General features: G+C 41.6%; 21 protein-coding genes, 1 pseudogene and 1 riboswitch. Of the genes and pseudogenes, 9 read left to right on the top strand and 13 right to left on the bottom strand.

Annotated elements, in window-relative coordinates:
* Positions 1-124: 124 nt before the first annotated feature.
* The 7 genes from ACYP5M_RS16195 to ACYP5M_RS16165 form a co-directional block, all read right to left on the bottom strand.
* Positions 125-481, bottom strand: a complete 357-nt coding sequence (locus ACYP5M_RS16195) for an Imm3 family immunity protein (protein ID WP_402944631.1) — start codon at positions 479-481, stop codon at positions 125-127.
* Between the two features lie 28 nt (positions 482-509).
* Positions 510-1,145, bottom strand: coding sequence for a deaminase domain-containing protein (locus tag ACYP5M_RS16190; protein WP_452444895.1), 636 nt, complete (start codon positions 1,143-1,145; stop codon positions 510-512).
* Between the two features lie 593 nt (positions 1,146-1,738).
* Entirely contained in the window at positions 1,739-2,203 is a 465-nt protein-coding gene (locus tag ACYP5M_RS16185) for a hypothetical protein (RefSeq protein ID WP_141994323.1), read from the bottom strand.
* 2 nt (positions 2,204-2,205) lie between these two features.
* Positions 2,206-4,170 (bottom strand): ribonuclease YeeF family protein, encoded by a 1,965-nt coding sequence (locus tag ACYP5M_RS16180; RefSeq protein WP_459735261.1) that lies wholly within the window; start codon positions 4,168-4,170, stop codon positions 2,206-2,208.
* Positions 4,167-4,454: a YwqI/YxiC family protein gene (locus ACYP5M_RS16175; RefSeq protein WP_252297165.1), complete on the bottom strand. Its 288-nt coding sequence runs from the start codon at positions 4,452-4,454 to the stop codon at positions 4,167-4,169. Before ACYP5M_RS16175 ends, ACYP5M_RS16180 begins: the two co-directional genes overlap by 4 nt.
* Positions 4,454-4,879 carry a YwqH-like family protein gene (locus ACYP5M_RS16170; RefSeq protein ID WP_230177927.1) on the bottom strand — a complete coding sequence of 142 codons (426 nt, stop codon included), beginning with the start codon at positions 4,877-4,879 and terminating at the stop codon, positions 4,454-4,456. The genes ACYP5M_RS16175 and ACYP5M_RS16170 overlap by 1 nt, the downstream gene beginning before the upstream one ends.
* A gap of 237 nt (positions 4,880-5,116) precedes the next feature.
* Positions 5,117-6,520, bottom strand: a complete 1,404-nt coding sequence (locus ACYP5M_RS16165) for a M28 family peptidase (RefSeq protein ID WP_459735260.1) — start codon at positions 6,518-6,520, stop codon at positions 5,117-5,119.
* Between the two features lie 271 nt (positions 6,521-6,791).
* Here ACYP5M_RS16165 and ACYP5M_RS16160 point away from each other — a divergent pair, with 271 nt between their 5' ends.
* Genes ACYP5M_RS16160 through ACYP5M_RS16150 form a run of 3 tightly spaced genes read left to right on the top strand, consistent with a single transcriptional unit; the run spans position 6,792 to position 11,001 of the window.
* Complete coding sequence (locus ACYP5M_RS16160; protein ID WP_230177928.1) at positions 6,792-7,940, top strand: iron-containing alcohol dehydrogenase; 1,149 nt, start codon at positions 6,792-6,794, stop codon at positions 7,938-7,940.
* 12 nt (positions 7,941-7,952) lie between these two features.
* Positions 7,953-9,569: a GAF domain-containing sensor histidine kinase gene (locus ACYP5M_RS16155; RefSeq protein WP_452444892.1), complete on the top strand. Its 1,617-nt coding sequence runs from the start codon at positions 7,953-7,955 to the stop codon at positions 9,567-9,569.
* 1 nt (position 9,570) lies between these two features.
* Positions 9,571-11,001 (top strand): sigma-54-dependent transcriptional regulator, encoded by a 1,431-nt coding sequence (locus tag ACYP5M_RS16150; RefSeq protein ID WP_452444891.1) that lies wholly within the window; start codon positions 9,571-9,573, stop codon positions 10,999-11,001.
* A 42-nt stretch (positions 11,002-11,043) separates the two neighbouring features.
* Here the strand turns inward: ACYP5M_RS16150 and adhP are convergent, their stop codons facing one another.
* Positions 11,044-12,057, bottom strand: a complete 1,014-nt coding sequence (gene adhP, locus ACYP5M_RS16145; RefSeq protein ID WP_459735372.1) for an alcohol dehydrogenase AdhP — start codon at positions 12,055-12,057, stop codon at positions 11,044-11,046.
* Positions 12,058-12,356: 299 nt separating this feature from the next.
* On the opposite strand from adhP, the gene ACYP5M_RS16140 reads away from it, so the two are divergent.
* Complete coding sequence (locus ACYP5M_RS16140) at positions 12,357-12,653, top strand: DUF3892 domain-containing protein (protein WP_459735259.1); 297 nt, start codon at positions 12,357-12,359, stop codon at positions 12,651-12,653.
* Between the two features lie 81 nt (positions 12,654-12,734).
* Here ACYP5M_RS16140 and ACYP5M_RS16135 read toward each other — a convergent pair whose 3' ends face one another.
* Positions 12,735-13,547, bottom strand: coding sequence for a hypothetical protein (locus ACYP5M_RS16135; protein WP_459735258.1), 813 nt, complete (start codon positions 13,545-13,547; stop codon positions 12,735-12,737).
* Between the two features lie 135 nt (positions 13,548-13,682).
* Positions 13,683-14,204, bottom strand: coding sequence for a YbaK/EbsC family protein (locus ACYP5M_RS16130; RefSeq protein ID WP_459735257.1), 522 nt, complete (start codon positions 14,202-14,204; stop codon positions 13,683-13,685).
* A gap of 168 nt (positions 14,205-14,372) precedes the next feature.
* Positions 14,373-14,417: riboswitch (PreQ1 riboswitch) on the top strand.
* 6 nt (positions 14,418-14,423) lie between these two features.
* Here ACYP5M_RS16130 and ACYP5M_RS16125 point away from each other — a divergent pair.
* The 3 genes from ACYP5M_RS16125 to ACYP5M_RS16115 all read left to right on the top strand — a co-directional run bounded on the left by ACYP5M_RS16125 (position 14,424) and on the right by ACYP5M_RS16115 (position 17,435).
* The gene (locus ACYP5M_RS16125; RefSeq protein ID WP_101224985.1) at positions 14,424-14,909 is read left to right on the top strand and encodes a QueT transporter family protein; all 486 of its coding nucleotides are present in this window, start codon (positions 14,424-14,426) and stop codon (positions 14,907-14,909) included.
* A 123-nt stretch (positions 14,910-15,032) separates the two neighbouring features.
* Entirely contained in the window at positions 15,033-15,689 is a 657-nt protein-coding gene (locus ACYP5M_RS16120; RefSeq protein WP_434168368.1) for a TVP38/TMEM64 family protein, read from the top strand.
* A 114-nt stretch (positions 15,690-15,803) separates the two neighbouring features.
* On the top strand, positions 15,804-17,435 hold the full coding sequence (locus ACYP5M_RS16115; protein WP_459735256.1) for a PAS domain S-box protein: 1,632 nt from the start codon (positions 15,804-15,806) through the stop codon (positions 17,433-17,435).
* Between the two features lie 51 nt (positions 17,436-17,486).
* Here ACYP5M_RS16115 and ACYP5M_RS16110 read toward each other — a convergent pair whose 3' ends face one another.
* Positions 17,487-18,980, bottom strand: a complete 1,494-nt coding sequence (locus tag ACYP5M_RS16110) for a cadherin-like beta sandwich domain-containing protein (RefSeq protein WP_459735255.1) — start codon at positions 18,978-18,980, stop codon at positions 17,487-17,489.
* 302 nt (positions 18,981-19,282) lie between these two features.
* Here ACYP5M_RS16110 and ACYP5M_RS16105 point away from each other — a divergent pair, with 302 nt between their 5' ends.
* Both ACYP5M_RS16105 and ACYP5M_RS16100 read left to right on the top strand, forming a co-directional pair.
* Positions 19,283-20,917 (top strand): copper resistance protein CopC, encoded by a 1,635-nt coding sequence (locus ACYP5M_RS16105; RefSeq protein WP_459735254.1) that lies wholly within the window; start codon positions 19,283-19,285, stop codon positions 20,915-20,917.
* 18 nt (positions 20,918-20,935) lie between these two features.
* Positions 20,936-21,598 carry a YcnI family copper-binding membrane protein gene (locus ACYP5M_RS16100; protein WP_459735253.1) on the top strand — a complete coding sequence of 221 codons (663 nt, stop codon included), beginning with the start codon at positions 20,936-20,938 and terminating at the stop codon, positions 21,596-21,598.
* A gap of 46 nt (positions 21,599-21,644) precedes the next feature.
* Here the strand turns inward: ACYP5M_RS16100 and ACYP5M_RS16095 are convergent, their stop codons facing one another.
* Together ACYP5M_RS16095 and ACYP5M_RS16090 are read right to left on the bottom strand one after the other, a co-directional pair.
* Positions 21,645-22,643, bottom strand: a complete 999-nt coding sequence (locus ACYP5M_RS16095) for a S8 family peptidase (RefSeq protein WP_459735252.1) — start codon at positions 22,641-22,643, stop codon at positions 21,645-21,647.
* Between the two features lie 333 nt (positions 22,644-22,976).
* A pseudogene (locus tag ACYP5M_RS16090) lies at positions 22,977-23,054 on the bottom strand (SEC-C metal-binding domain-containing protein); the annotation flags it as partial.
* Between the last annotated feature and the right edge of the window lie 193 nt (positions 23,055-23,247).

Genomic DNA, 23,247 nt, shown 5'->3' with positions numbered 1-23,247 from the left:
AATTACCTGCTAACCATCATAGGTATCATACAAAGATTTAAAACTGTCCATTTTATTAAAAAACCTCGAATGGCTTTAGCCACTCAAGGTTAAACTGCATTATTAAATATTTTTATTTCACCTGCTATTCTGCTGAGGAATTATAATCAACCTCTGCATTTCTTAGTCCTTCTAATACTTTTTTTATTCGTTTCGATAAGTCTTGTATTTCTTCTAATGTTAAGTCAGCTTCTGCTTCTTGTGGGGTAAACATGCTTAACCTCTTTGTTATACCTTCAATGCGCCCAACAAATACTTTTTCATGGCCGATTGCTATTTCTCCAATAGCAGTATCAACAATAAAATCTTCTATCTTGCCTAATCTATCAAATTCATCAGCTAGTTTTGCTATAGCATACCTATATCCCCTATCTTCATCTAACAACTCTTCATATGTCTCCTGAATTGCATCAAATAATTCATTATATTCCCAATCTTTCATTAGTTTTCTCCTCCAATAAAAATTAAGTTTAAGGAATAATTCTATTACCATTGTTGTGTATGACTTCTAATTCAATATTTTTATATTTAGCAGCAAACTCTGCTATGACTTTATTGCAACTGTCACAAGTATCCAATTCTGTAAATAACTTAATTTCCCCATTAGTTTGTGTATTCTCTCCAAGCCTAGAAGCAATGTCATTTAGTATTTTATACTCCGTATCTGTATTCCTTAAGTAACTCTCTCCCTCTTTACCAACTGCTTCTGTAGCTTTAAACATTGGATTTTCAGGTTGTAAAGAAATATCAGGCACCTTATCCTCAAGACTTCCTTTGAGTTCATTTATGCTACTTTGAGCATAAAATTCAGATTTACTTATCCCACTGACATCCACTTCTGCAACAGCAAAATTACCAGATTTCTTATACCTACTTGTTAAATTCCCTCTTAGCTCTTTCACTCTATCAATTATATGTGTTTCTGCTACTGAATCTATTTGTCTAGTTGGATACACTTCACCCGTACTCTTAGAAATACTCTCCCCTGAAACACCCTCTACTTTGCTATCCTTCACCGTGAATTTCTGATAGGCTTCCTTAATTGTCTGTTTTTCCATCACAACTTGGGGAAGGGTTGGTCCTCCTGCGAGGGATACTTGTTCCATACTTATCCGTTTAGGGATTTCTTTTTTACCGATTGCTTCACCTATATTTTTTAACGTGGTTTTTCCTGATCTCGCTATGTCTGTTATTGTAACTTGAACCTTTTGAACCTACTTTTGCGCAAATTCCTTGCTGTAAGGGACGAACTTTGTACCACTAGCTACTTTTTTCTAAGCCACCTTGCCTTAAGTAAATCTATATGATTTTAAGTCCTCACGGCCTATTATCTGTAGAGCCAAATATGGCGTAAGATGATACATATTCATATCAACAATGAAAAGACCTTAACTTTTGGGTTAAGGTCATATAAAAGAAAAACAAGTTGCACCTTATTCGGTAAGCTCTCTTAGCCGATTAAACTGCACATCCAGCCATGTAAAATGTCATCTCGCCCAGTTCCCGTTCTTTTTTCGTTATCATTGCATTTTAAAAAAACTCCATGATGGTTTTACCTTCATGGAGTCTCTATTTTATAAGTATCATTTTTCTTTTTGTCTAACTCAATATTTTATTTATCTTTAGTTCACTTGCCTTATGTGTTACTGATAAATGACAACCTTTTGTATATCTAACTTCGGCACTGGAGAGTGCCCCGTTATCTTTCCTCTTTGCACAAATGAATGTACTGACCAAAATCAGGAAATACGTCCCAGTTTCTTTCAAGGGTATCGCTAATTTCGCGTTCCTCGACTGAACCGGTTGTAAAGTCTCTCTTTTCCATTGCTATATAGCCATCTTCTCGGAAGCCCAAAATCAAGCTACTTACTTCCTTATCAGTTTCATCATCATATTCCCAATACATTGCTGTTCTTAAAAAAATCTTTCCATCATTCATAACTTCAAAGTCATAATTTAGATACTTACGAGTGAAATCATCATAAAAACTTACCGAAACCCATTCATTTGTTACATTTACAATATATTGAGGTTTTTCATCTTCAGTTAATACCGCCGTATATGGTTCATGTTTTTGATGGCATGTGTATGCAGTACGTTCATCAAGAATGTTCCAAGGCTTTTTTTTGATATCTGACCACTCGTCACAATAATAAACTTTCATAGTCAATTATACACCTTCCCATTAATATCCTTAATAATAATTCTGTTTTTTGTTGCTTCATCAAGAATTGTTTGCGGAATTAGTTTATTTTGAACTGGCACTTCTAATATTAATTCACCTTTAAGTCGCCCTCCTTTGAGAGCGTTTGGATTAAAAGAGCCATTTGATATTTTAGAGCCTGAAGGATATTTTTTTGTAATTTCATTTAAGTAACTCTTAGCTGTCTTTTCCTGAACTTCACTAAGTTGAGTGAATTTTCTCGATACTATTTCCTTATTGGGTGCATATGAATCAACTACGTACTTTTTGCCGCCTACTTCTTTCGCTTCCAACTCTACCTCATTATAAGGGTAACGAGGACGATTTTCCTTATTAAAATTATTACCTGCTTCCCATCGCTCTTTAAGCCAATCCGGTACAGTTTTCTTTTTAGGTGTAACTTCATCCGTACCCTTAGGAATACTCTCCCTTGAAACACCCTCTACTTTGCTATCCTTCACAGTAAATTTCTGATAGGCTTCCTTAATTGTCTGCTTTTCCATTACAACTTGGGGAAGGGTTGGTCCTCCTGCGAGGGATACTTGTTCCATACTTATCCGTTTAGGGATTTCTTTTTTACCGATTGCTTCACCTATATTTTTTAACGTGGTTTTTCCTGATCTCGCTATGTCTGTTATTGTAGCTTGAACCTTTTGAACCTGCTTTTGCGCAAATTCCTTGCTGTAAGGGACGAACTTTGTACCACTTGATACTTTATCTGCGACCTTCGCAGCACCTGCCACACCGCCGATTCCGAGTGCCATCAATAGTCCGTTCTGGCGCTGTTCCTCGGTCAGCTGGTTGCCGAACATGTCTTTGCCGGTGACGGCTTCGCCGAGGCCGTTGGCGGCGAGGAGTCCATATATTCCGTATTCGGTTTTCTGGAGGAGGCTAAAGCCTTTTGTCGTTTTATAGGCATCGAGCGCATGGTTCGCTGCGTTGAGTCCTTTGGCTGTTTTGTAGATGGCGCTGCCGCCCTTGATGGCCCTGCCGGCCCAGCCGACGACGGGGATGAATCCAGCAGCCGCCATGGCGCCGGCTGCGATTCTTTCAGCATCGGACAGCTTGCGGCCCGTTACTGGATCGACTCCGGTTGAGGCCCTGATTGAATCATAATATCCCGTGAATTCCCCTGTAAAGGTTTTTGTCGTATCCCAGGCTTTTTCGTACCATGGGCGGTTTTCGAGTTCTTCCATTTCCTGTTCGATTTTCCGGGCTTCTGCTTGCTGCTTTTTGAAGGTTTGATAGTCTTTCATCTGACCGGCGACTTCATCCTTCACTTGATAGACGTCACTATTTTTGAATGCCGATTGGTTGAATGTCATCGGCGAAACGTTGCCGTCCTGTTTGGTGGCATCAAGCAAGGCGCGGAAGAGGCCGACGGCCACGTTTTCCTGCCCGACGGACACATCATATTCCTCGACCAATTGCCGGTCGACATTCTCGACCTTTGTCACGGTGTCATCCAGTCTATGTCCGGCCAGCGTGATTTTTTCATTAAAGTCCTTTTGATCGAACATATCAAGAGGCAGGATATCGTCAATGCTGTTCAGGATCCTTTGGAGATCGTTCGCTTGTTCATCGACAAGCGATTTCGCTTGGTTGATTCCGTTCGAGACTTCGCCATCTAAAAAGGGAACCTCGACCACCGTATTTCCGGAGAGGTCCGCTTCTTCCAGGGTGGCCGGTATGCCTTCCAAAAAACTGATTTGGGTCGTGAATAGCTCCATCCAGGCATCCGCCACCTCGATTTGCGCTTCATAGAAGCTTTTGATGGCAGTAGCACCGGCTCCCTGAAACTCGTTATCCAGGCCGACGATGCCCTGAAATTCCTTTTTCAGGGCTGTAACTTCCTTCTTTAGTTCTTCATATTGCTTGGCGCGCGACCTGGTTGCGGCCGTCAATGTCTCGGCTTCATATATCTTCATCGCTGATACCCATGTGAAGACGTATGGGTAATGGCTTCGTCCTGTTCTTTTAATAAGTCAATGTTGGCACGGGTATCTTCCACATTTTTCTGGACGATTTTGATATATTGCTCGAAGACCTTCTCCAGGTTCGTTTCGCGGTCGATCCATTTCGAGGTGAATTCCAATTTATTATTGCCAAGCTCGCCTGCCGGCAAATTTCCAAGCGTAACTGTACCAAGTGCCGTCTTCACCTGATCGACTTGCTTCGTTACGGCAGGATGATTCAGTTTAATTGTCGTCATTAAAACAACCACCCTTTTAAATATGATATTTTGCTTTCCAATTGATCTATGACGGCTTCTCCTTTGCCTAAAAGAACATCCGCTTCATGTGCTATCGTACCTGCTGCACTCAGAGCCTTTTTCTCTATATTAAGTATCATGATTTTACCGTCGATTTTCTCTTGATAGTCGTCATAATCATCATGAATGATCGTTGACATTGCCTTGTATGCATCAATACGGGCATCTTGAAAGTCTTCTGCACGGTTTCCCGTCCAGCTTTTTGCCAAGTCCGGATTTTTAATTTTAGCGATTTCCCCAAGACAAGCATTCTGTTCTACCTTGATTTGACTTTTTGCATGCTCCAAACGGTTGATTTTTTCATTCACATCGGACATTTTACTGGAAAGGGCTGAGTGTATTTCACTCAATGAATTTGCATACACTTAAAAAATCACCTCAAACATACTATTCTCATTATGTAGACTGTCATATTTTTCATAATTTTTATTATAAGGATTATAGTCTTAGAGTTAAATAGGGATAAATAAGCTATTTATGCTAGGTGTTTAGGGAATTCATCCCACACGCACCAATTCCAGATTAGACTTTTCACCCCCCCGATTTTCCATTTTTAAACATAAAAAGAGAGTGCAGGCTGCACCCTCTGAATATTTACAGCATTATTTGAATTCCTTTTCGTCAAATAAATGCGGAACTTTCACCTTTCTCCCTTTTTTATGATTGAGATCAGGTTTTTTAGCTTCGATTTTAGCTTGGTCATATACAGCGGTACCGACAATTTCAGCAACATCCTGAAGCTTTTCTTTTGAGATTTTATCAATGGTATCATCAGGAGTATGATACCAAGGCTCTGATGGACTGTGGATGAATAAAGCAGCGGGTATCCCAGCCTCAGCAAAGGATACATGGTCACTTCTCCCGCCTTGTCCATATGGAGTCGGCTCACCATTCAATCTTGTACTTGATGCCTGGGCCAGCTCGGTTACAAGGTTCATTTCTCCATCATTAGTCAAAATGACCAAATCTCCGGCATCCTTGCTTCCCACCATATCGAGATTGAAGTTGGCAATGGTCCGCTTGATATCATCATCAGGGAGATTGCTCACATAATGCTGTGAACCCAGCAATCCATTTTCCTCTGCCCCAAAGGTGACGAAACGAATTTCCGTATCTGTAGGAAGATTCTTCAGAACACGTGCAAGTTCAAGGGTGACGGATGTTCCTGATGCATCATCATTCGCTCCGGGTGCTCCTGCGACGGAATCATGATGGCCAGTAATATAAATGATATCGTTCTTTTTTGCTTTATTGCTCTTTGTTGCCTTTTTCGTAGCCACTACATTATAAGAGGTTTTTTCTCCGGAATAAGCTCCTTCAATTTTTAATGATGCTGTCAATTTAACTCCAGCATTCAGTTTTTCCAGAAGTGCTTCTCCATCCTTTTTGGTTATCGTGACGGATGGAATATACTTGTCATTATCCTCTCCGAGTGTCCCGTTTAATTCCCCTTCTGCATTATTGAATAGGATGACTCCCGCTGCCCCTTTTTCTGCTGCATTCAATACTTTCTCTGCAAAAGTGAGGCTGCCTCTTTGTATAAGGGCAATCTTCCCTGCAACATCGGTTTCCCCAAGCTCTTCTTTCGTTCCTAAACCGGCATATACCACTTCACCGGATAGGTCCCCATTAACTGAATAGGTTAAATGGTTCGCTTGGATTTCCCCATCGAATCCATCAACGGATAGCTCGACCAGATTTGGATCTGTATAAGATAAAAAATTGAACTCTTCAATATCGGCTTTATAGCCATAGGATTTGAACTGCTTTTTGATGAATTGGACGGCTTTATACTCAGAATCCGAACCGGCCACCCGAGGTGTTTGTGAGAGGTATTCAATATTCTTGTAGATTTTATCGGCATCGATTCTTTTAATGACTTGCTTGTCCGTGGATGGCGCGGATAGCACCGGCGATGAATGTGGCGCTGCTAATGCGGTTGTTGTCCCGGCTGTCCCGAGTGTCAATGCTGCGATTAAGGTTACCGACAGAAATTGTTTTTTCATAGATTGCCTCCCAGTTTAATAGATTCCTCCATAATTTTACAATATATAGAAAATACTAACTAGGTAGGTTTATCCCTATTCATGCATGTCTAAAGTACCTAATTTACAAATTCAAGAAATTATCAGGAGGTTTGATTCGTGCCGAAAGTTCTATATCAATCGATATTTTGTCATATTATATAAAAATACCTGTAATCCAAACAGGATTTTCGCTCTTTTTCGGGAAAATAATACAGAAGAGATAGAATTTCTACAGGGAGAAGGCGCAAAGATGTCGATAACTAAATTCGTGATGCCGGAAGTGATTTTTGGAAAAGGTTCGATTGAACAAGCTGGCGAGGCCTGCTTGCGGCTGGGTGCCAAAAAGGCGCTGATCGTAAGCGATTCCGGGGTGGCCAATGCTGGATGGTTAGATAAAGTCATTGAATCCTGCCAAGATGCAGGACTTGCTTTTGCTACCTTCATTGAAATGACGACCAATCCGAAGGACAGGGAGATCGAGGCCGGCTGTTTGGCATTTAAAGAACAAGAATGTGATGCCATCATCGGGTTGGGTGGAGGCAGTGCTTTGGATGTTGCCAAAGGGGTTGCCCTTTTAGTAACGAATGGCGGCATCATCAGTGATTATGAAGGTGTTGATAAAGTCCACTCTCCCCTCCCGCCCATGGTGATGATCATGACCACTGCAGGATCGGGTTCGGAAGTATCCCAGTTTTCGGTGATCGTCGATTCATTCCGCGAGAAAAAAATGACGATCATTTCAAAATCACTCGTTCCCGATATTGCAATAGTCGATCCTGGTACCTTAACCACCTTGGGACCGGATTTGACAGCAGCTACGGGAATGGATGTTTTAACACACGCCATTGAATCCTATGTTTCAATCGCTGCGACACCTTTGACAGATGTACAAGCTAAAAACGCGCTTTCCATCGTTTCCCGCCACTTACGCCCCTCTGTTGCATCCAGGCATAATGAGGAAGCAAAAAAAGCGATGGCGATGGCGAGCCTGCAGGCTGGACTGGCTTTTTCCAATGCCATTTTGGGAGCTGCCCATGCCATTTCACATGCCCTAGGCGGCAAGTACCTCCTTCCACATGGTGAAATCAATGCGATACTCCTTCCCCATGTCATGGATTTCAATCGAATTGCCTCACCAAGGCGATTCAGCGAGATTGCCGACATCATGGGCATCGATACACGGGCATTGACCGAGCAGCAAGCAGGAATGGCAGCCATTAGCTTTGTAAGGGAATTATCACAGGATATAGGGGCTCCCAAGAGTTTAAGTGATGTCGGCATTACGAAAGAAATGATAGATCCCATTGGGATGACCGCTCTTGAGGATGCCTGCATGATCACAAATCCTCGTGATATGTCATTAGAACAGATAAATCAGCTGCTTCTTACAGCCCTATAAGAGGTGAAAAGTATGAACAAACTTGAAATGATAGATTTAATGACAGGCGTTAAATCTTCAAAGAAAACGTATTACACGGAACTTAAGAAAACCGTGGATCAGCTGAAGAAGAAAAATATGCAGCTTGAAATCATGAATGACATCACTAAAAATATGAATATGGACATCGACATCCAAGAGATTCTCCGAAATGTTATTGCAAAACTTAAGCAGCTCATTACCTTCGATGACAGTCATTTTGTCATATTGTATGAGGAAGAACCTGCCCTGCTCCACATCTGCCCTAATGGTCACTGCGAACTTGAGCTGGATCCCAAAAACTTGTTACACCCTTTTCAGGATTTCTCATCCGCCTTGAAGGACAAACAGCCGATTCAGGTGGAAGTTAAACGGTTACCGGAATTCCCAGAAAAGGAACGTCTATTATCCCTTGAAATCGAATCACTTCTATTAGTCCCTTTATACGGAAAAAGTAAAAAAATCGGAATTTGGACTTTCGGCAGGAAGAAAAAGAAAACATGGCATGAAGATGAACTCGAATTTCTTGAGCAACTATCCAACCAGCTTGCGTTAACTTTGGAGAATGCCCAGCTTTATAAGGAAATTCTTCATTCCAAACAGGAGTGGGAGGATACATTCAAGGCAGTTGAGGATATGATCATCGTCTTTGATCACAAAGGAACGGTCTATCAATCCAATGATTCAGCCAGGGACTTTTCCGACCTGCTTGCTTTAATTGTAAAATCCCAATCTTTGATTCAAGATACCTTTACGTGTAATAAGCCAGGGTTTCAGGAAATTCTCCTTCATCATGATACCATCTTGGAAATGCATGCTTACCCGATTCAGAATAAGGAGCATCAAGTATATGGGGTCATTGCTTATTATAAAAATGTCACCGAAAGAAGACAGATGGAAGTCCAGCTATTGCATGCCGGGAAACTTGGGGCGATTGGTGAAATGGCAGCAGGGATTGCCCATGAATTGAATAGCCCATTAACGGCCATTCTTGGTAACTCGCAAATTTTACTACGGAAAACCCCACAGGACAATCTGGATTATATGCTATTGGACGATATCAAGATTTGCGGAGACCGATGCAGGCAAATAGTGAAAAGCCTACTTACCTTTTCAAGGCAGGATGAGTATAGATTTCACTATTACTCTATTAACGAAGCCATTCACCAGGTTCTGAACCTATTGAAGTTCCAACTTGGGAAGAAGCAAATCTCCCTCCATCTTACCCTTCAGGAAGACCTTCCTTTCATAAAGGGCAGCCAGCCGCAGATAGAACAGATCATCATCAACTTGCTATTGAATGCCAAGGACGCATTGGATGAGTCCGCCCAAACGGAAAAATCAATTGCGATCACTACCTATACAGAAAACAAGTTCATGGTGGTTCAGGTGACTGATAACGGAACGGGGATTGAAAAAGAACGCCTGCCCTTCATATTCCATCCCTTTCATACGACCAAAGACCGTGAAAAAGGTACAGGTTTGGGGCTGTCTGTAAGCCTCGGCATCGCCAAAGACCATGGCGGAAAGATTGACGTATTGAGCACGCCAGGACAAGGAAGCACTTTTTTCCTGAGGCTTCCCTTACAAGGAGAGGAAAGGGGATGGTAAGGTGGTTCATTTACTTGTGGTAGACGATGAGAAAGAGGTTGGGACTTTTCTATCCCGCCTTTTTACGATGAAAGGTTACCTCGTACAAGTTGTGAATAGCGGCAAGGAGTTTCATGAGATCGATTGGAATCAGCAGCGTTTTGATGTCGCAATGATAGATTTGAAGCTTCCGGATTGTGATGGACTTTCCCTCCTGCAGCATCTAAAACAACTGCAGCCACGTTGCAAGGTACTGATAATGACCGGATACAGCACCGTCAAGACCGCTGTTGATGCAATGAAGCTCGGCGCGAGTGATTACATGGAAAAACCCTTCGTGGATATTGAAGTACTGGAAAGGCAGATTGACAACCTATTAAATGAAAATGAAGCTTTGAATCAGCATTTCATTCATAAGCTAGCCGAGGATTCAGGACTCATTGTCGGAGAAAGTCCTTTAATGAAGAATTTGATTGAAACGGCTTTCAAGGTGGCCCAAAAATCCGTCAATGTATTAATTGAAGGAGAAACCGGAAGCGGAAAAGAAGTGCTTTCCCGCTTCATCCACATTGCCAGCCCCCGGAACCATGAACCTTTTATCGGCATCAATTGCGGAGCGATTTCTGAATCCCTGCTGGAAAGCGAATTATTCGGTCATGAAAAGGGAGCTTTCACAGGAGCGACCCAGCTGCGAAAGGGTTTTTTCGAAATTGCAGGCAACGGGACGCTTTTCCTTGATGAAATTGCGGATGCGAGTCCCGCCATTCAAGTCAAATTGCTTCGGGTTTTGGAAACACGGGAATTCATGCGGGTTGGCAGCAGCGGGACATTACGGACGAACGCCCGGTTAGTGGCAGCCTCCAATGAAAACCTGCAGCAGGCCGTGGACAAGAATAAATTTCGGGAAGACCTATTTTACCGACTGAACGTCGTGACTCTGGATATCCCGCCATTAAGGAACCGAAAAGAGGATATTCCCTTGCTTGTCCGTCACTTGATTGAGAGAAATGGTCATGGAGATATTTCATTTTCAAATGAATCCATTGAAAAATTACAGCAATACAACTGGCCAGGCAACATACGCGAACTTTCTAATGTGGTCATGCGCACGCTAACTCTTGCAGACAATAAGTCGGTAATAACCGCCAATGATATCTCTCTATCCAACAGCCAGATCACCACTGACAAAAATGTGTCCCTTAATGAGATTCAGTCAACAGAAAACCTTCTTGAAGAGTGGCGAAAAAGACTGGTGGCCGATTTTAATGAGAAGGATGAACTGATGCTTGAAGAAATCCTTACGGAAATCAAACAGCTTCAATCGAAAATTGGAAAGGAGCTCGTCATGCAGGCACTGCAAAAAACCTACGGCAACCGGAATGAAGCTGCCAAACGCTTGCAAATATCCATAAGGAAATTGCGCTATATATTAAATGAGAAGAGCCAGACATAATAAAAAGGAGGGTGCCCCGTTCCAGGGCTTCCTCCTCTGTTACTATTCTAGCGTCAATACGATGCGTCCGTTGATTTCTCCCTTTTCCATCATTGAAAACACGTCATTGATTTCATCAAGCTTTCTTGTTTCAATATTCGTTCTGACTTTACCCTCAGCCGCAAATTGAACAGCTTCCTGTAGATCTTTTCTCGTCCCGACGATGGACCCTTTTACAGTTACCCCATTTAACACTGTATCAAAAATCGGGATTGGAAGTTCATCATTCGGCAATCCGACTACGACAAGTGTGCCTCCCCTCTTGACAGAACTGTAAGCCTGTTCGAATGCTTTTTTCGTAACCGCTACAGAAATAGATGCCTGCACACCGCCAACTTTATCCTTTATGGCCTGTACAGGATCTGTCTTAAGCCCATTAACCGTGTAATCCGCCCCCAGTTCCGTTGCCAGATCAAGCTTATCATCTTGAATATCGACAGCAATGACATTAAAGCCCATCGCTTTCGCGTATTGCAGGGCAACATGTCCCAATCCGCCAATTCCATAAACCGCTACCCAATCACCAGGTTTTGCTTCTGATACCTTAAGCGCTTTATACGTCGTTACACCTGCACAGAAAATCGGTGATACCTCCGCAAAGTCAAGCCCTTCAGGAACCTTCACCACATATTTGGCAGGTGCTTTACAATATTCCGCATACCCGCCGTCCACGGAATAGCCTGCATTCAATTGATCCAAGCAAAGCGTTTCCCTGCCAGTCAGACAATATTCACAATCGCCACAGGCTGAATAAAGCCAAGGGATCCCAACACGGTCACCCACTTTCAAGGAAGTTACGCCTTCTGCCACCTTTTCTATAATGCCCACACCCTCATGTCCGGGGATAAGCGGAAGCTTGGGTTTTATCGGCCAATCACCATGTACCGCATGTAGATCGGTATGACACACGCCACAGGCTTTAATTTTCACTAATATCTCACCATACTCCAATTCCGGAATGGGCACTTCTTTAATCTCAAGTTTTTGGTTAAATTCATTGACGACCGCCGCTTTCATTGTCTTGACCTGTTGTTTTGCATTTACAGTGCTTGCCTCTTGTTTTACATTCATAATTCATATTCCTCCCTTAATTCAGTGGATATTATTTCTTGCTACTACTTAAATTTGCACTACTGCACTACCTAAAATAGATGCAAGTGCCATGCCACTGCAAAAAGGCCAATAAGACAGCAATCACAAAAAAAAGTGCCGAAAAATCGGCCCATTTGGACGAATTAACGGCTCAAGTTGGACGAAATCCGGTTTGTATATTGCAGAAAAAATGGCTCACCCTATAAATAGGAGGTGTCTAAAACATGGACCAATTTGAAAAAGCCTATGAATCATATAAACAGCAGGGAACACCGCAAGCAAACCAACCTGATTCAGCAGGAAAAGAAGAAATCATCGCCGTAAGGAAAAATGAAGAGGACAATATTATCGCCATCAAGACGAACTCCGGCCGCGAACTCGACTACCCCACAGCCCTTGCGGAAGCAAAGACGGGCAACCTGGCCAATGTTGACGTCTTTCATAAATATGGACGTGACATATTGCGGAGTGAGCCCGATGGGATAAAGGAAAATAACCTGGATCAACTGCCGGAGTTTTGAAATTTCGGGGAGACTGCCTGATATGGGCAGTTTTTTTCTGTCTGGATGAGCTAAAAAAGAACCAGCATGATTAGCCGGATCTTATTTTTCGTAAGGATAGGATTCAGAGATTTCGAGCAGTCGGCCGCAGGACTCGACAACCTCGATGATTTCCATCCATGACATGTCCAGACCCAGTTCATTAGCATGGGAAATCTTATCCCGTAACTTTCGGATGGCATTCGCATCCTTCTTCCCTTTACTTTTCGAAGGGATTTGGAAGAAGTGCCTCAATTCTTTATCTTTATGTATAATATCGAATTTATCACTGATTTGCAGGCACTCTATTATATTGATATCCTCATTTTTATCGATTCTCCTTCTATATAATTCGGTTGCCTTTTCTAAACGGTCTTCGCTGATCATTGGATACCAGCTGCCATCGCCGAATCTATCCAGGATGATATCGCTCATCCTCATTTCCAATAAGGTAATATATCCGAATATCAGCATCCTGATCGGAGGCTTTTGAAGGTCGGCATGGGTAATCAACATTTTAATTGAATTATTCTCCAAGACGAACACCCTTGTTTTATTCTTGAAAATATGGAGAAGCTGGATCAAAGGGGTTGAGTCCGAAACCATTTCCCTTGGTGAAAAGTTTCTCATATATTCAGAAATACTTCCTTCACCTAGTTCGTCCCTTTCGATATACCCGATGATTTCCCCTTGATCTTGGACAGCCAATATATCAAAATTCTTTTTCTCCAATGCTTTCTGAATATCCAGCGCCAGATCATTTTTATGGCAAAACTCAAGCTCCTGGGCAATGCTCTTAACCGTTATATTTTCTTCATAAAGAGTTTTAAGACTAAGATAGCTGCTATTGCTTTTTCTTTCGCTTCCATTTAACATCTTTCAACCTCCGCTCAGGAACACTTTCTGCCCGCTTTCCGCTTTAATCATGGAAATGCATGCGGCCCCCACAAATAAAGTCCACTGCAGTGGACTCAATCCCAATCATGTGAATCTAATTTTTTAACACATTAATCAAATGACATCAACTGTATTGCCTACCGCCGCTTCCTCATTCTCCTTTTCTTCCCAACCCTTACAAACATCCACCCACTCCTTCGCACCTGAATATTCAAACAATTCAGCGGGTGTAAGTTCTATTGCAGAGTTCGCACTGCCGCAAGCCGGGAACAATGACTCGAAGCGCTTCATCGATACATCAAGAAAAACAGCTAAATCGTTTGCCAGACCAAACGGGCAAACGCCTCCGATTGCATGGCCGGTCTGTGCAAGCACTTCTTCAGGCGAAAGCATTCGTGCCTTGAAACCGAATGTCTGACGAAATTTCTTATTATCCACTTTAGCGTCCCCTGCGGCAACTACCAAAATCGCGTGTTCACCTTCCCCTTTAAAGGAAAGAGTCTTAGCAATCCGCGCTGGGATAACACCGATGGTTTCCGCTGCCTCAATCACCGTAGCACTCGATGTTTCGAACTCCTTTACGTCGCCTTCCCGATTCCATTGTTTAAAATGGCTTTTGACACTCTCGATTGACATTTTATATTCACTCCTTTTACGTACATATTGAAATAATATCATCCTTCATTGCAATAAATCAAAATCCTATTGTGCTACTTCTACTGGGTAAACTAATAAATTAAAACCATTCTTTACAAATTGACGAAACAAGCGTACATGGGATACTATTAATAATCGGGTAAACGCCTACACGTGGTTCGTAACCATCCCACGATAAAAAACTAGGGAGAGAGTAAAATGAATGTTCGTACACTCGTGATAAACGGGTTATTGGCTGCCTTGTATGTGGCGGTCTCATTGGTGTTTAAACCAATAGCTTTTGAGATGTTCCAATTCCGTGTACCGGAAATGTTGAATCATCTGATTGTATTCAATAAAAAGTATATCTACGGTATCGTTGGCGGGGTCTTCATATCGAATCTGCTCTTTTCGCCGATGGTGCCATATGATTTGATTTTTGGGGTGGGGCAATCCCTGCTCGCCTTATTGCTTGTCATTTATATTTCTCGTTTCATAAAAGGCATTAAAGGACGGATGATCGCCACGATTATCTTTTTCACGTTCACAATGTTTTTAATTGCAATTGAACTGAACCTTGCCTTTGGCTTGCCATTCTGGCTAAGCTGGATGACTACAGCTGTCGGTGAGTTCGTCGTCCTCCTGATCGGAGCGCCAATCATTTATGGAATGAACAAAAGAATTCAGTTTGAAAAGTGGCTTTAAAAGGAATCTTCGCGCCGTTAGGCCACTATAATGGAAAAGAGCTGTCTGCATGATGCGGCAGCTCTTTTTTTTCACCAATGAACTCGAAAATGATAAACTATTAGTAAGAATGGTGGTGGCCCTTTGAAAAAAGTCCTGACCATAATAGGTCTACTTGTAATCGCAATATTTATATACTCTAATGCTGAGCTGTTCACTTTGGTTTGGAAAAGTGACCTGGATTCTGTTATTGGTATATTGAAGGAAAACCTTCTGCTTACATTTATTGTGACATTCGTATTGATGTTTGTACAAAATTCTTTTACAATCATCCCCTTAATTTTGCTCCTGACTATCAATGTCACGATATTCGGATTCATATATGGCTATCTATGGAGTTGGTTTACAAGTGTTGTTGCCTCAGGATTCATTTTTTATGCAGCAAGAAACTGGTTTCAGGAGCTTCTCTTAAAGAAGATTGGTGAAAAATGGCAGGAAACCGTTGTGGAGCATGGCTTCATGTACGTTTTTACAGGAAGGATTTTCCCGCTTATCCCAACAAGCTTAATTAACTTGGCAGCTGGAGTCAGCACTGTCACGTTCAAGGATTTTTTATTAGCAACGGCGCTTGGCAACCTTATATACTTTTTCTTCCTATCGCTGATTCCCTATGGACTGCTATCTGTTGAAATGAACCAATATACGCTAGCTGCACTCGCACTCCTCTTCTTACTATTTTTCATTATCTATAAGCGTACAAAAAAGAAAAAGAAACTTACCTTCTTCAGAAAAAACAGGTGACCACATTGGCCCCTGTTTTTTTATTTAGGATTCTGCATATATTTTTTTTCGATAGTTTGTTAAAATGTGTATGTAATTTTACCTTTGAAATGTCTAAAATCAGGGAGAATCTCCATGTCCAAACGCTCCATCTTAGCAATATATATCCTATCCGGGATTCTTACATTAGTCGTATTCGACTATTTTTTAACTACAAATATCCAAAACAAGGAAGTCTTCGTTCAACTGCAAAGAGTGGAAGGCTTTGTTTTCCTTTTATCAATAGGCTTGGTCTTATATCTTTATTTAGCTAAAAGGGAAGAATTCAAACGATTAAAAGAGGCGGAACAACGTCGGCGTACACTCATCAATTCGATGGTTGATTTCGTTAACTTCAAGGATGGTGATGGCCGATGGCTTGAATCCAATACCTTCGGGCTGCAATTATTTCAATTGGAGCATGTAGATTATAAGGGAAAAAGAGACAGTGAGCTCGCCGAATACTCCGAATTTTATAAAGAGTCGTTGATCTACTGTGAAGTTTCCGATGAAGAAACGTGGGTAAAAGGGGAAATCACACGGTGTGAGGAAATCATCCCTCTTCCCGATGGCAATCACAAGACCTTTGATACGATCAAAGTTCCCCTGTTCAATGAGGATGGTTCACGAAAAGGCTTAGTCGTCATTGGCAGGGATATTTCTGAAAGGGTTGTCGCGGAGAATCAATTATTCGAAAGTGAACAACGCTATAAATCATTGTTTGAACACAACCCATATCCGATGCTGATGCTTGATTTAAACGGAATAATCACGACGGTGAATCCTAGATTTGAAACGGTAACAGGCTTTCAACAGGAAGAAATACATGGAGCCTCATTCATTAATTTGAACTTCTCAGCAGAAGATGCGGAATTGATCCGTACATCTTGCCAATATGTCATGGAAAACCATAAGGGAATCAAAAAAGGTAAAGATATAGAATTCCTGACGAAGTACGGGAATTCCATCTTACTTTCTTGTACGTTTGTCCCGATGATGGTTGGCGAGGATTTAGTCGGAATCATTACTTATGCTAAAGAGGTCACTCAAATCCGGGAAACCGAAGCCCGCTTAAGAAGAACCGAAAAATTATCGATAGTCGGCGAACTTGCCGCAAGTGTGGCCCACGAGGTACGAAACCCGTTGACTTCTTTAAAAGGTTTCGTCCAGCTGCTTAAAAAGAGCGACCATCCCTATGAACAATACTACACAATCATGTTAAGTGAGTTGGATCGAATCAATCTTATTGTAAGTGAGTTACTCGTTCTGGCGAAACCACAGGAACTTCCATTCAGCAAACATCAAATCATCGACCTGATGAATGATGTCAAAACCTTGTTGAAACCAGAGGCGGACTCGTACCCCACCCAAATATCAATATCTGTTAAAAACGAAATACCGCTTCTTTTATGTGAGGGAAACCAATTAAAACAAGTTTTCATAAACATGCTCAAAAATTCAATGGAGGCATCCGCCGATCACATTTGGATTGATTTCGAACGCATGGATAATAACCTTTCCATCACCATCAAAGATAATGGAAGCGGAATTGAAAAAAACCGGATAAAGCATCTCGGAGAACCCTTCTATTCTTCTAAAGAAAAAGGAACCGGATTAGGACTGACAGTCAGTTGCCGAATCATCGAAGCGCATCGGGGAAAGGTCCGCTTTAACAGCGAACTAAACTATGGAACCGAGATCCAAATCATTTTGCCCATAAAATTTTGAATCCGAGGACAAGCCTAAACCTTGTCCTTTTTTGCAGGATTCAGAACGATTCTATTTAAACAGGGAGGTGAAGAAATCCTTTATATTCCCAAAGAATGACACAGTCTCGACAGGCTGTATCACATTAACCTGGCCTTCTGTATCTTTCGATGTATCGCTCACATTCTTGCCAGCCGTACTCATTTGTGCAGCCTCAACTTCCTCCGCCTCTTTTGTTTTGACATCATCCACGGTTTCTTCCTCATCCATCTCCACATCCATATCCTTTTCGAAAACAAGGACGTAAGTACGGCGCTCCCCATCCTTTGAAACGGTAACGGATATGGCCGTCTTCGCTTTATCATTGATCTTCACTTGTTTACTGCTCTCACCGTCATATTCAATCGTTGCTCCGCTGGCATTTGTCGCTGCATCCATTTCGACTGAAGAAATATCATTATCGACCTCGATATGATAGGTATGCTCATTAGATTCAAAAGTTTTGTTCCATACTCCGGTTGATACTGTCAGATTGTTTAACACTGGTGCATTATTGCCTTCCTCGCCTAAAGAATCTGCTGACGCTGCCTTCTCTATAGAATCCGTTTTCAGTTTTTGTGTTGAATTACTTTCAATTTGCTGTGCTTTCGGCACTTGGCTGACACCACTGCTTAGTTTTAGATTATTGGAGGATTCCTCTGATGTTAAAGGTGATTTATTCCCCTTATCCGAGGATTCTGTTAATGTTAAAGATGATTTATTCCCCTTATCCGAGGAAGGTTGAGCATTACTTGTTTCTGTGGATGGCTCCTTTTGAACTTCACTCTCTTTAGGAGCATCTTTCGATTCGGTTACCTTGGCTGCAGCCCGTGTAATCGTTAGCGTATAGGTTTTTTCATCTCCATTTTCTGCTGTAACGATAATCTTCACCGTTGTCTTACCGACTGGAAGTGTGACCTTTACACCGGCACTGGTAGCATCCTTTCCATTCACTTTTACAATTGCGGTACTGTCACTCAATGTTGGAGTTACCATAACGGACTGGACTTCATTTTCAACTGAAGCATTATAAGCTGTCACTTTAGAATCGAATGTTAATGAGCCTTTTGATAATCCAATCGATGTTAAAAGGTTATCATCACTTTCAAGTTTTTCGACCTTGAGAGTATACGCAACCGTTTCATTTTCCCCATCGCTGACGGTGATTTTAAACGTGTTCACGCCAGTTTGAAGAGTTAAATCCTTCACTTTACCATCAGTCATTTTTACACCATTCACGTATATGGCTGCATTCTCGTTAGGACTTGCTGCAAGCAATGTGATCTTTTCCACATCATTCCCCACTGCCGAACTATAATCGTGTACATCTTCCGAAAATTTTTGATCCAGTTCTATCCCTTCTATTTCTAGCTTTGAAAGACTATTTACCGTTTGTGCCTCTTCCTGAATGACAGACGCGCCTTCCGCAGCCCATGCCTCGGGTATATAAGTGGATGTTCCCATCCCTACAAGAGAACCAACCAAGATCACCTTCACGCTTTTTTCTTTTAACCCCTTCTTTAGCAAAGCCTATCCCTCCTATAATTCCTGCAAACATGATAGGGCCAGGTTACCAAAGGAACCTTAATTATTTCTTAATGGATTTTTTCGGAGGATACCTATTGATTCTTTGGTGCAAAGCGGAATCCCCAACCAATACTATGGTTATAATGGATGGAGGGAGGCAGGTCATCTATCCATATTGTTATCACCTTTCTAGCGAACCTCTTAAACTGCCTTTAGATAACTAATTTATTTTCACTGTTTTTTCACATTTTCCTTTTATAATAAACTTACATAATCTGATGAAAGGATGATGGCACACCAAGATGAAAAAATATTTTTGGCTGATAGTCAGCCTGTTCGTTTTGCTTTTAAACCCGACAATGGCTTTTGGTCATGCTACAATAATAAGCTCTAATCCTAGCCCGAATGAAGCAATGGATGCTCTTCCTGAAAAAATCAGCATTCAATTCAGTGAGAATATCCAGCCAGCTTTCCATTCGCTTGAGGTATTCAGCCAAGATGGGGACAAAATTCAAATCCAAGACAGTGCAATCTCGGAACAAAGTGAAAAAGTACTGGAAGCTAAGTGGAAGGACACTATCGATGAAGGGATTTACTACATTAAATGGAGAGTGGTTTCGAGTGATGGCCATCCCATCGAAGGAACAATACCCTTTCAATTCGGAGATTCAGCTGGTCTTTCAGGCCAAGAAAATTCCGAAGTGAATGCAAGTTTTCCGAATTCCATCAATGTAATCCTGCAAAGTCTTCAATACATATGCTTCGCTGCCCTAACCGGAATCCTTTTTTTCAGATTATCGTTAATGAAGGATTCTCGACTTTTTGAAACTAGCAGAAGAACTCGTCTATACCTTTGGAGTTCATATGCAGGTTTAGCATTTTCCATCTTCTGCAGTCTGCCTTTAAAAGTTACGCTTGATGCTGGCGTAGGTTGGACTGATGCATTTAAAGTTAGTTATATAAAAGAAGTATTGAATGCTACAAACTTTGGATCGGTCTGGATCATTGAAATTCTAATATTGCTGCTTCTATTTTTAGTGATTTATTTCATGCTCGAGAACACCCTGAATAAATCACTACCTTACCTTTCTTTCATCATAATTGCCTGCTTGATGATTTGTAAGGCTTTAACTGGACATACAGCAGCCGTTCCTAATCAGGTCCTGGCCGTTTTGATGGATTTCCTTCATTTATTGTCCATGGCTTTATGGCTCGGCGGCATTATGGCCTTATTGGTAATTTTGCCTGGGCTAGCCAATCGTCAGGCAGTCCAAGAAGATAAGAGAACGTTTTACTGGTCGATCATTTCCAGGTTTTCCAAATGGTCATTTCTGTTTGTAATCATACTGATTGTCAGTGGGATATATAGCAGTTTACAGCATGTACCGACTATCCATTCATTGTTTAACACAACATATGGCCAATTGTTACTAGCGAAAATCGGTCTCATGTTAGTCATGATCGTTTTAGGAGGCTTTCATTTTCTCCGAGGGAAAAAGCAAACGAAAAAACTTGGTTATAGTGTGGGAATGGAGTTTGGTTTAGGGATCGTCATACTTGTCGTTGCAGCTCTATTGACAAATGTCCAAACTGCCATGTCTTCTCCCGGGCCCATTGAAAAGACGTTACTGACTGAAGAAAATAATGAGGTTACATTAATGGTGACGCCCAATGAAGTAGGGGATAACCTGATTCAAGTAAACCTTTCCAATGAAGGCAAGCCAATTGCTGAAATAGAGCAGCTTACAATCACAATGCAGTCATTGGATACGCCAAATGGTGAAATAAAGCTGCAGATGAAGGAGAAAAACACAGGTACATTTACATCAAAGTCTATATTAACCATGCCAGGAAAGTGGAGTATCCATGTTCACGGATTAACTGAAAGCCTGGATTCAATCAATGCTGATTTTATAATTTTCATAGGAAATTCATAACAGGAGGAATTAATACTAATGAAAAGCATTTCAAAGCTTCTTATTTTTACATTTGCTGCACTATTCATTTTTTCCGGTTCAGCGTATGCTCACGTTACAGTCAAGCCTAGTTCATCTGCCCCTGAGGCGTGGGAAACTTATACACTTAAAGTACCCGTCGAAAAAGAAGCTGCCACTACAAAGGTGACTTTAAAAGTTCCTGAAGGGGTTACTTTTGAGAGCTATCAACCTGTACCGGGATGGAAAGTAACTACAGAAGGTGACAAAGATGGGCATGTAAAAACGGTAACTTGGGCAGCAACTGATGAAGGTATCGGAGCAGGACAATTCCAGCAATTCTCTTTCGTAGCACAAAATCCTAAAGAAGAAACGAAAGTTGCCTGGGATGCATTTCAATATTACGAAGATGGTGAAATTGTTGAATGGAGCGGTGAAGAAGGCTCAGACCTACCGCATTCTGTAACGGAAATTATGGTTGTGCCTAATGATAGTGCAGAACCAGCGGACCATGGTCACAAAGATGAAGCTGACACTAATGATTCCACGACAACTGACAATTCAAAGGAGTCAGCAACAACAGAAGATGATAGCAACCAAACGCTGATCATCACCCTGGCTGTCATATCACTAATTCTTTCCATTGTAGCGCTTTTAGCAGCTCTAAGGAAAAATAAAAAATAATCATTATGGAAGGGTGCCCCAATTTCTTGAGGCACCTTTTTCTTTTCTAATATTCCATGACAACCGATTTGCTCGGTAACTTAAGGTTTTCTGATTCTATCGTAATCTTAATCGATTTTTCAGCTCTTTGGTCCGTTATCGTTAAGTTAAGCAATCCATTTCCCTGTGCTTTTTTGCTTATTCCCAGATCTTCCGTACTTTTCACCAGCTGTGCATATAATTCCGCTTCAGTTAAATTGCGCTCAAATTCCTTTTCAGCAATCACTTTCAAGAGAGCTGCTGCACCGCTTACATGGGGCGTAGCCATTGACGTTCCGCTCAACCTCGCATATTTATTGCCTGGATACGTAGAGAGAATATCAACCCCTGGCGCCACCAAGTCAATTTCATCATTTGTATTTGAAAAATCCGCTAAATTTCTGCTTAAATCCACAGCTCCGACTTCCACTACCTCGGGATATGCTCCTGGATAATCCAATTCATCCGTTTCATGACGCCCATCACCGCTATTTCCGGCTGCACAAACTACAAGGATATCGTTCTGAAGGGCCTTTTGAATGAGTTTGTGTTCAGTCTCATCCGGAGGTCCGCCAAGTGAAAGTGAAATAACCGAAACCTTTTCTTCATTAGGTCCCCGCCAATTGACTGCATACTCTAGAGCCCCATTAATCCAATCTATATCGCCTTGTCCTTGACCATTTAGGGCCTTTAACGCTAATATGCTTGCTTTCGGAGCCACTCCCACTACACCGGCATTATTAATGGCAGCTACAACCGTACCGCTAACATGTGTCCCATGTCCGTTATCATCTTGATAATCCCCGGTATTGGTAAAATCCTTCCCGCCAATGATTCTTTCCTTGAGGTCTGGATGTCCCTTGTCAATGCCTGTATCGATGACGGCAACTACCACGCCCTCACCATAATTGCTTTTTTCCCAAATCGCCGGTGCTTTCACAAGCTCGACACCCTCGGGAATCTTCTCTTTCACCGTTTCCATTACTTCTAGAACTTTGTAAGGTATTAATCTTTTTTCTCTTGTCATTTGATTACCCCTTCCTTCGTTCAATAAGTTAAACTGCCATCAGTGTGGGGATTTTCATCCCGTCTGGTTGCCGTCTACCGTTGAAAGAGATGAGATCAAAAAACTCTTCTCTCTTATATATACCAGATTTATGAAAATAAAAAAGAAGTTTTCGGAAAATTCCGTCTAAATAACTAGTTTTTATTTCTTTTTGTGTTATTATCTGGTACTCTCATTATAGAACAAACGTTCGATAAATGCTACATTTTTTTATTCATTATTCAGCTTTTTTGCAAGCATGCGCTTTTCCAATTAAAAAAGAAGCGACTCCGAATCGAGTCAGCTTCCAAAATGTTAAGCTGCACCGCAGCATTTTTTGTATTTTTTCCCGCTTCCGCATGGACAAGGCTCATTTCTGCCAATGACTGGTTCTGCATGAACATGCGGCATTTTAGCTGCCTTTGCACTTTCCGTGATAATTTGCGTGCCTTTTTCCTTCATTTGCTGATACCGCTGTTTAAATAATTCCATTACATCTTTACTGTACTTCAGCGTATCTTCCGCGATATCCATCGCCTTTTGCTTGGAAATATTATAATCCTCCAGGACAAATTGATTATCCCCG

The organism is Peribacillus sp. N1 (assembly GCF_054600815.1).
Note: the sequence above shows the minus strand (reverse complement) of the source record. Positions and strands in the feature narration are given on the sequence as shown.

What these genes read in the sequence shown, in the direction of transcription:
- ACYP5M_RS16195 (WP_402944631.1), bottom strand. Translation starts at nt 481, where the DNA reads ATGAAAGATTGGGAATATAATGAATTATTTGATGCAATTCAGGAGACA.
- ACYP5M_RS16190 (WP_452444895.1), bottom strand. Translation starts at nt 1,145, where the DNA reads ATGGAACAAGTATCCCTCGCAGGAGGACCAACCCTTCCCCAAGTTGTG.
- ACYP5M_RS16185 (WP_141994323.1), bottom strand. Translation starts at nt 2,203, where the DNA reads ATGAAAGTTTATTATTGTGACGAGTGGTCAGATATCAAAAAAAAGCCT.
- ACYP5M_RS16180 (WP_459735261.1), bottom strand. Translation starts at nt 4,170, where the DNA reads ATGAAGATATATGAAGCCGAGACATTGACGGCCGCAACCAGGTCGCGC.
- ACYP5M_RS16175 (WP_252297165.1), bottom strand. Translation starts at nt 4,454, where the DNA reads ATGACGACAATTAAACTGAATCATCCTGCCGTAACGAAGCAAGTCGAT.
- ACYP5M_RS16165 (WP_459735260.1), bottom strand. Translation starts at nt 6,520, where the DNA reads ATGAAAAAACAATTTCTGTCGGTAACCTTAATCGCAGCATTGACACTC.
- ACYP5M_RS16160 (WP_230177928.1), top strand. Translation starts at nt 6,792, where the DNA reads ATGTCGATAACTAAATTCGTGATGCCGGAAGTGATTTTTGGAAAAGGT.
- ACYP5M_RS16155 (WP_452444892.1), top strand. Translation starts at nt 7,953, where the DNA reads ATGAACAAACTTGAAATGATAGATTTAATGACAGGCGTTAAATCTTCA.
- adhP (WP_459735372.1), bottom strand. Translation starts at nt 12,057, where the DNA reads ATGAAAGCGGCGGTCGTCAATGAATTTAACCAAAAACTTGAGATTAAA.
- ACYP5M_RS16140 (WP_459735259.1), top strand. Translation starts at nt 12,357, where the DNA reads ATGGACCAATTTGAAAAAGCCTATGAATCATATAAACAGCAGGGAACA.
- ACYP5M_RS16135 (WP_459735258.1), bottom strand. Translation starts at nt 13,547, where the DNA reads ATGTTAAATGGAAGCGAAAGAAAAAGCAATAGCAGCTATCTTAGTCTT.
- ACYP5M_RS16130 (WP_459735257.1), bottom strand. Translation starts at nt 14,204, where the DNA reads ATGTCAATCGAGAGTGTCAAAAGCCATTTTAAACAATGGAATCGGGAA.
- ACYP5M_RS16125 (WP_101224985.1), top strand. Translation starts at nt 14,424, where the DNA reads ATGAATGTTCGTACACTCGTGATAAACGGGTTATTGGCTGCCTTGTAT.
- ACYP5M_RS16115 (WP_459735256.1), top strand. Translation starts at nt 15,804, where the DNA reads ATGTCCAAACGCTCCATCTTAGCAATATATATCCTATCCGGGATTCTT.
- ACYP5M_RS16105 (WP_459735254.1), top strand. Translation starts at nt 19,283, where the DNA reads ATGAAAAAATATTTTTGGCTGATAGTCAGCCTGTTCGTTTTGCTTTTA.
- ACYP5M_RS16100 (WP_459735253.1), top strand. Translation starts at nt 20,936, where the DNA reads ATGAAAAGCATTTCAAAGCTTCTTATTTTTACATTTGCTGCACTATTC.
- ACYP5M_RS16095 (WP_459735252.1), bottom strand. Translation starts at nt 22,643, where the DNA reads ATGACAAGAGAAAAAAGATTAATACCTTACAAAGTTCTAGAAGTAATG.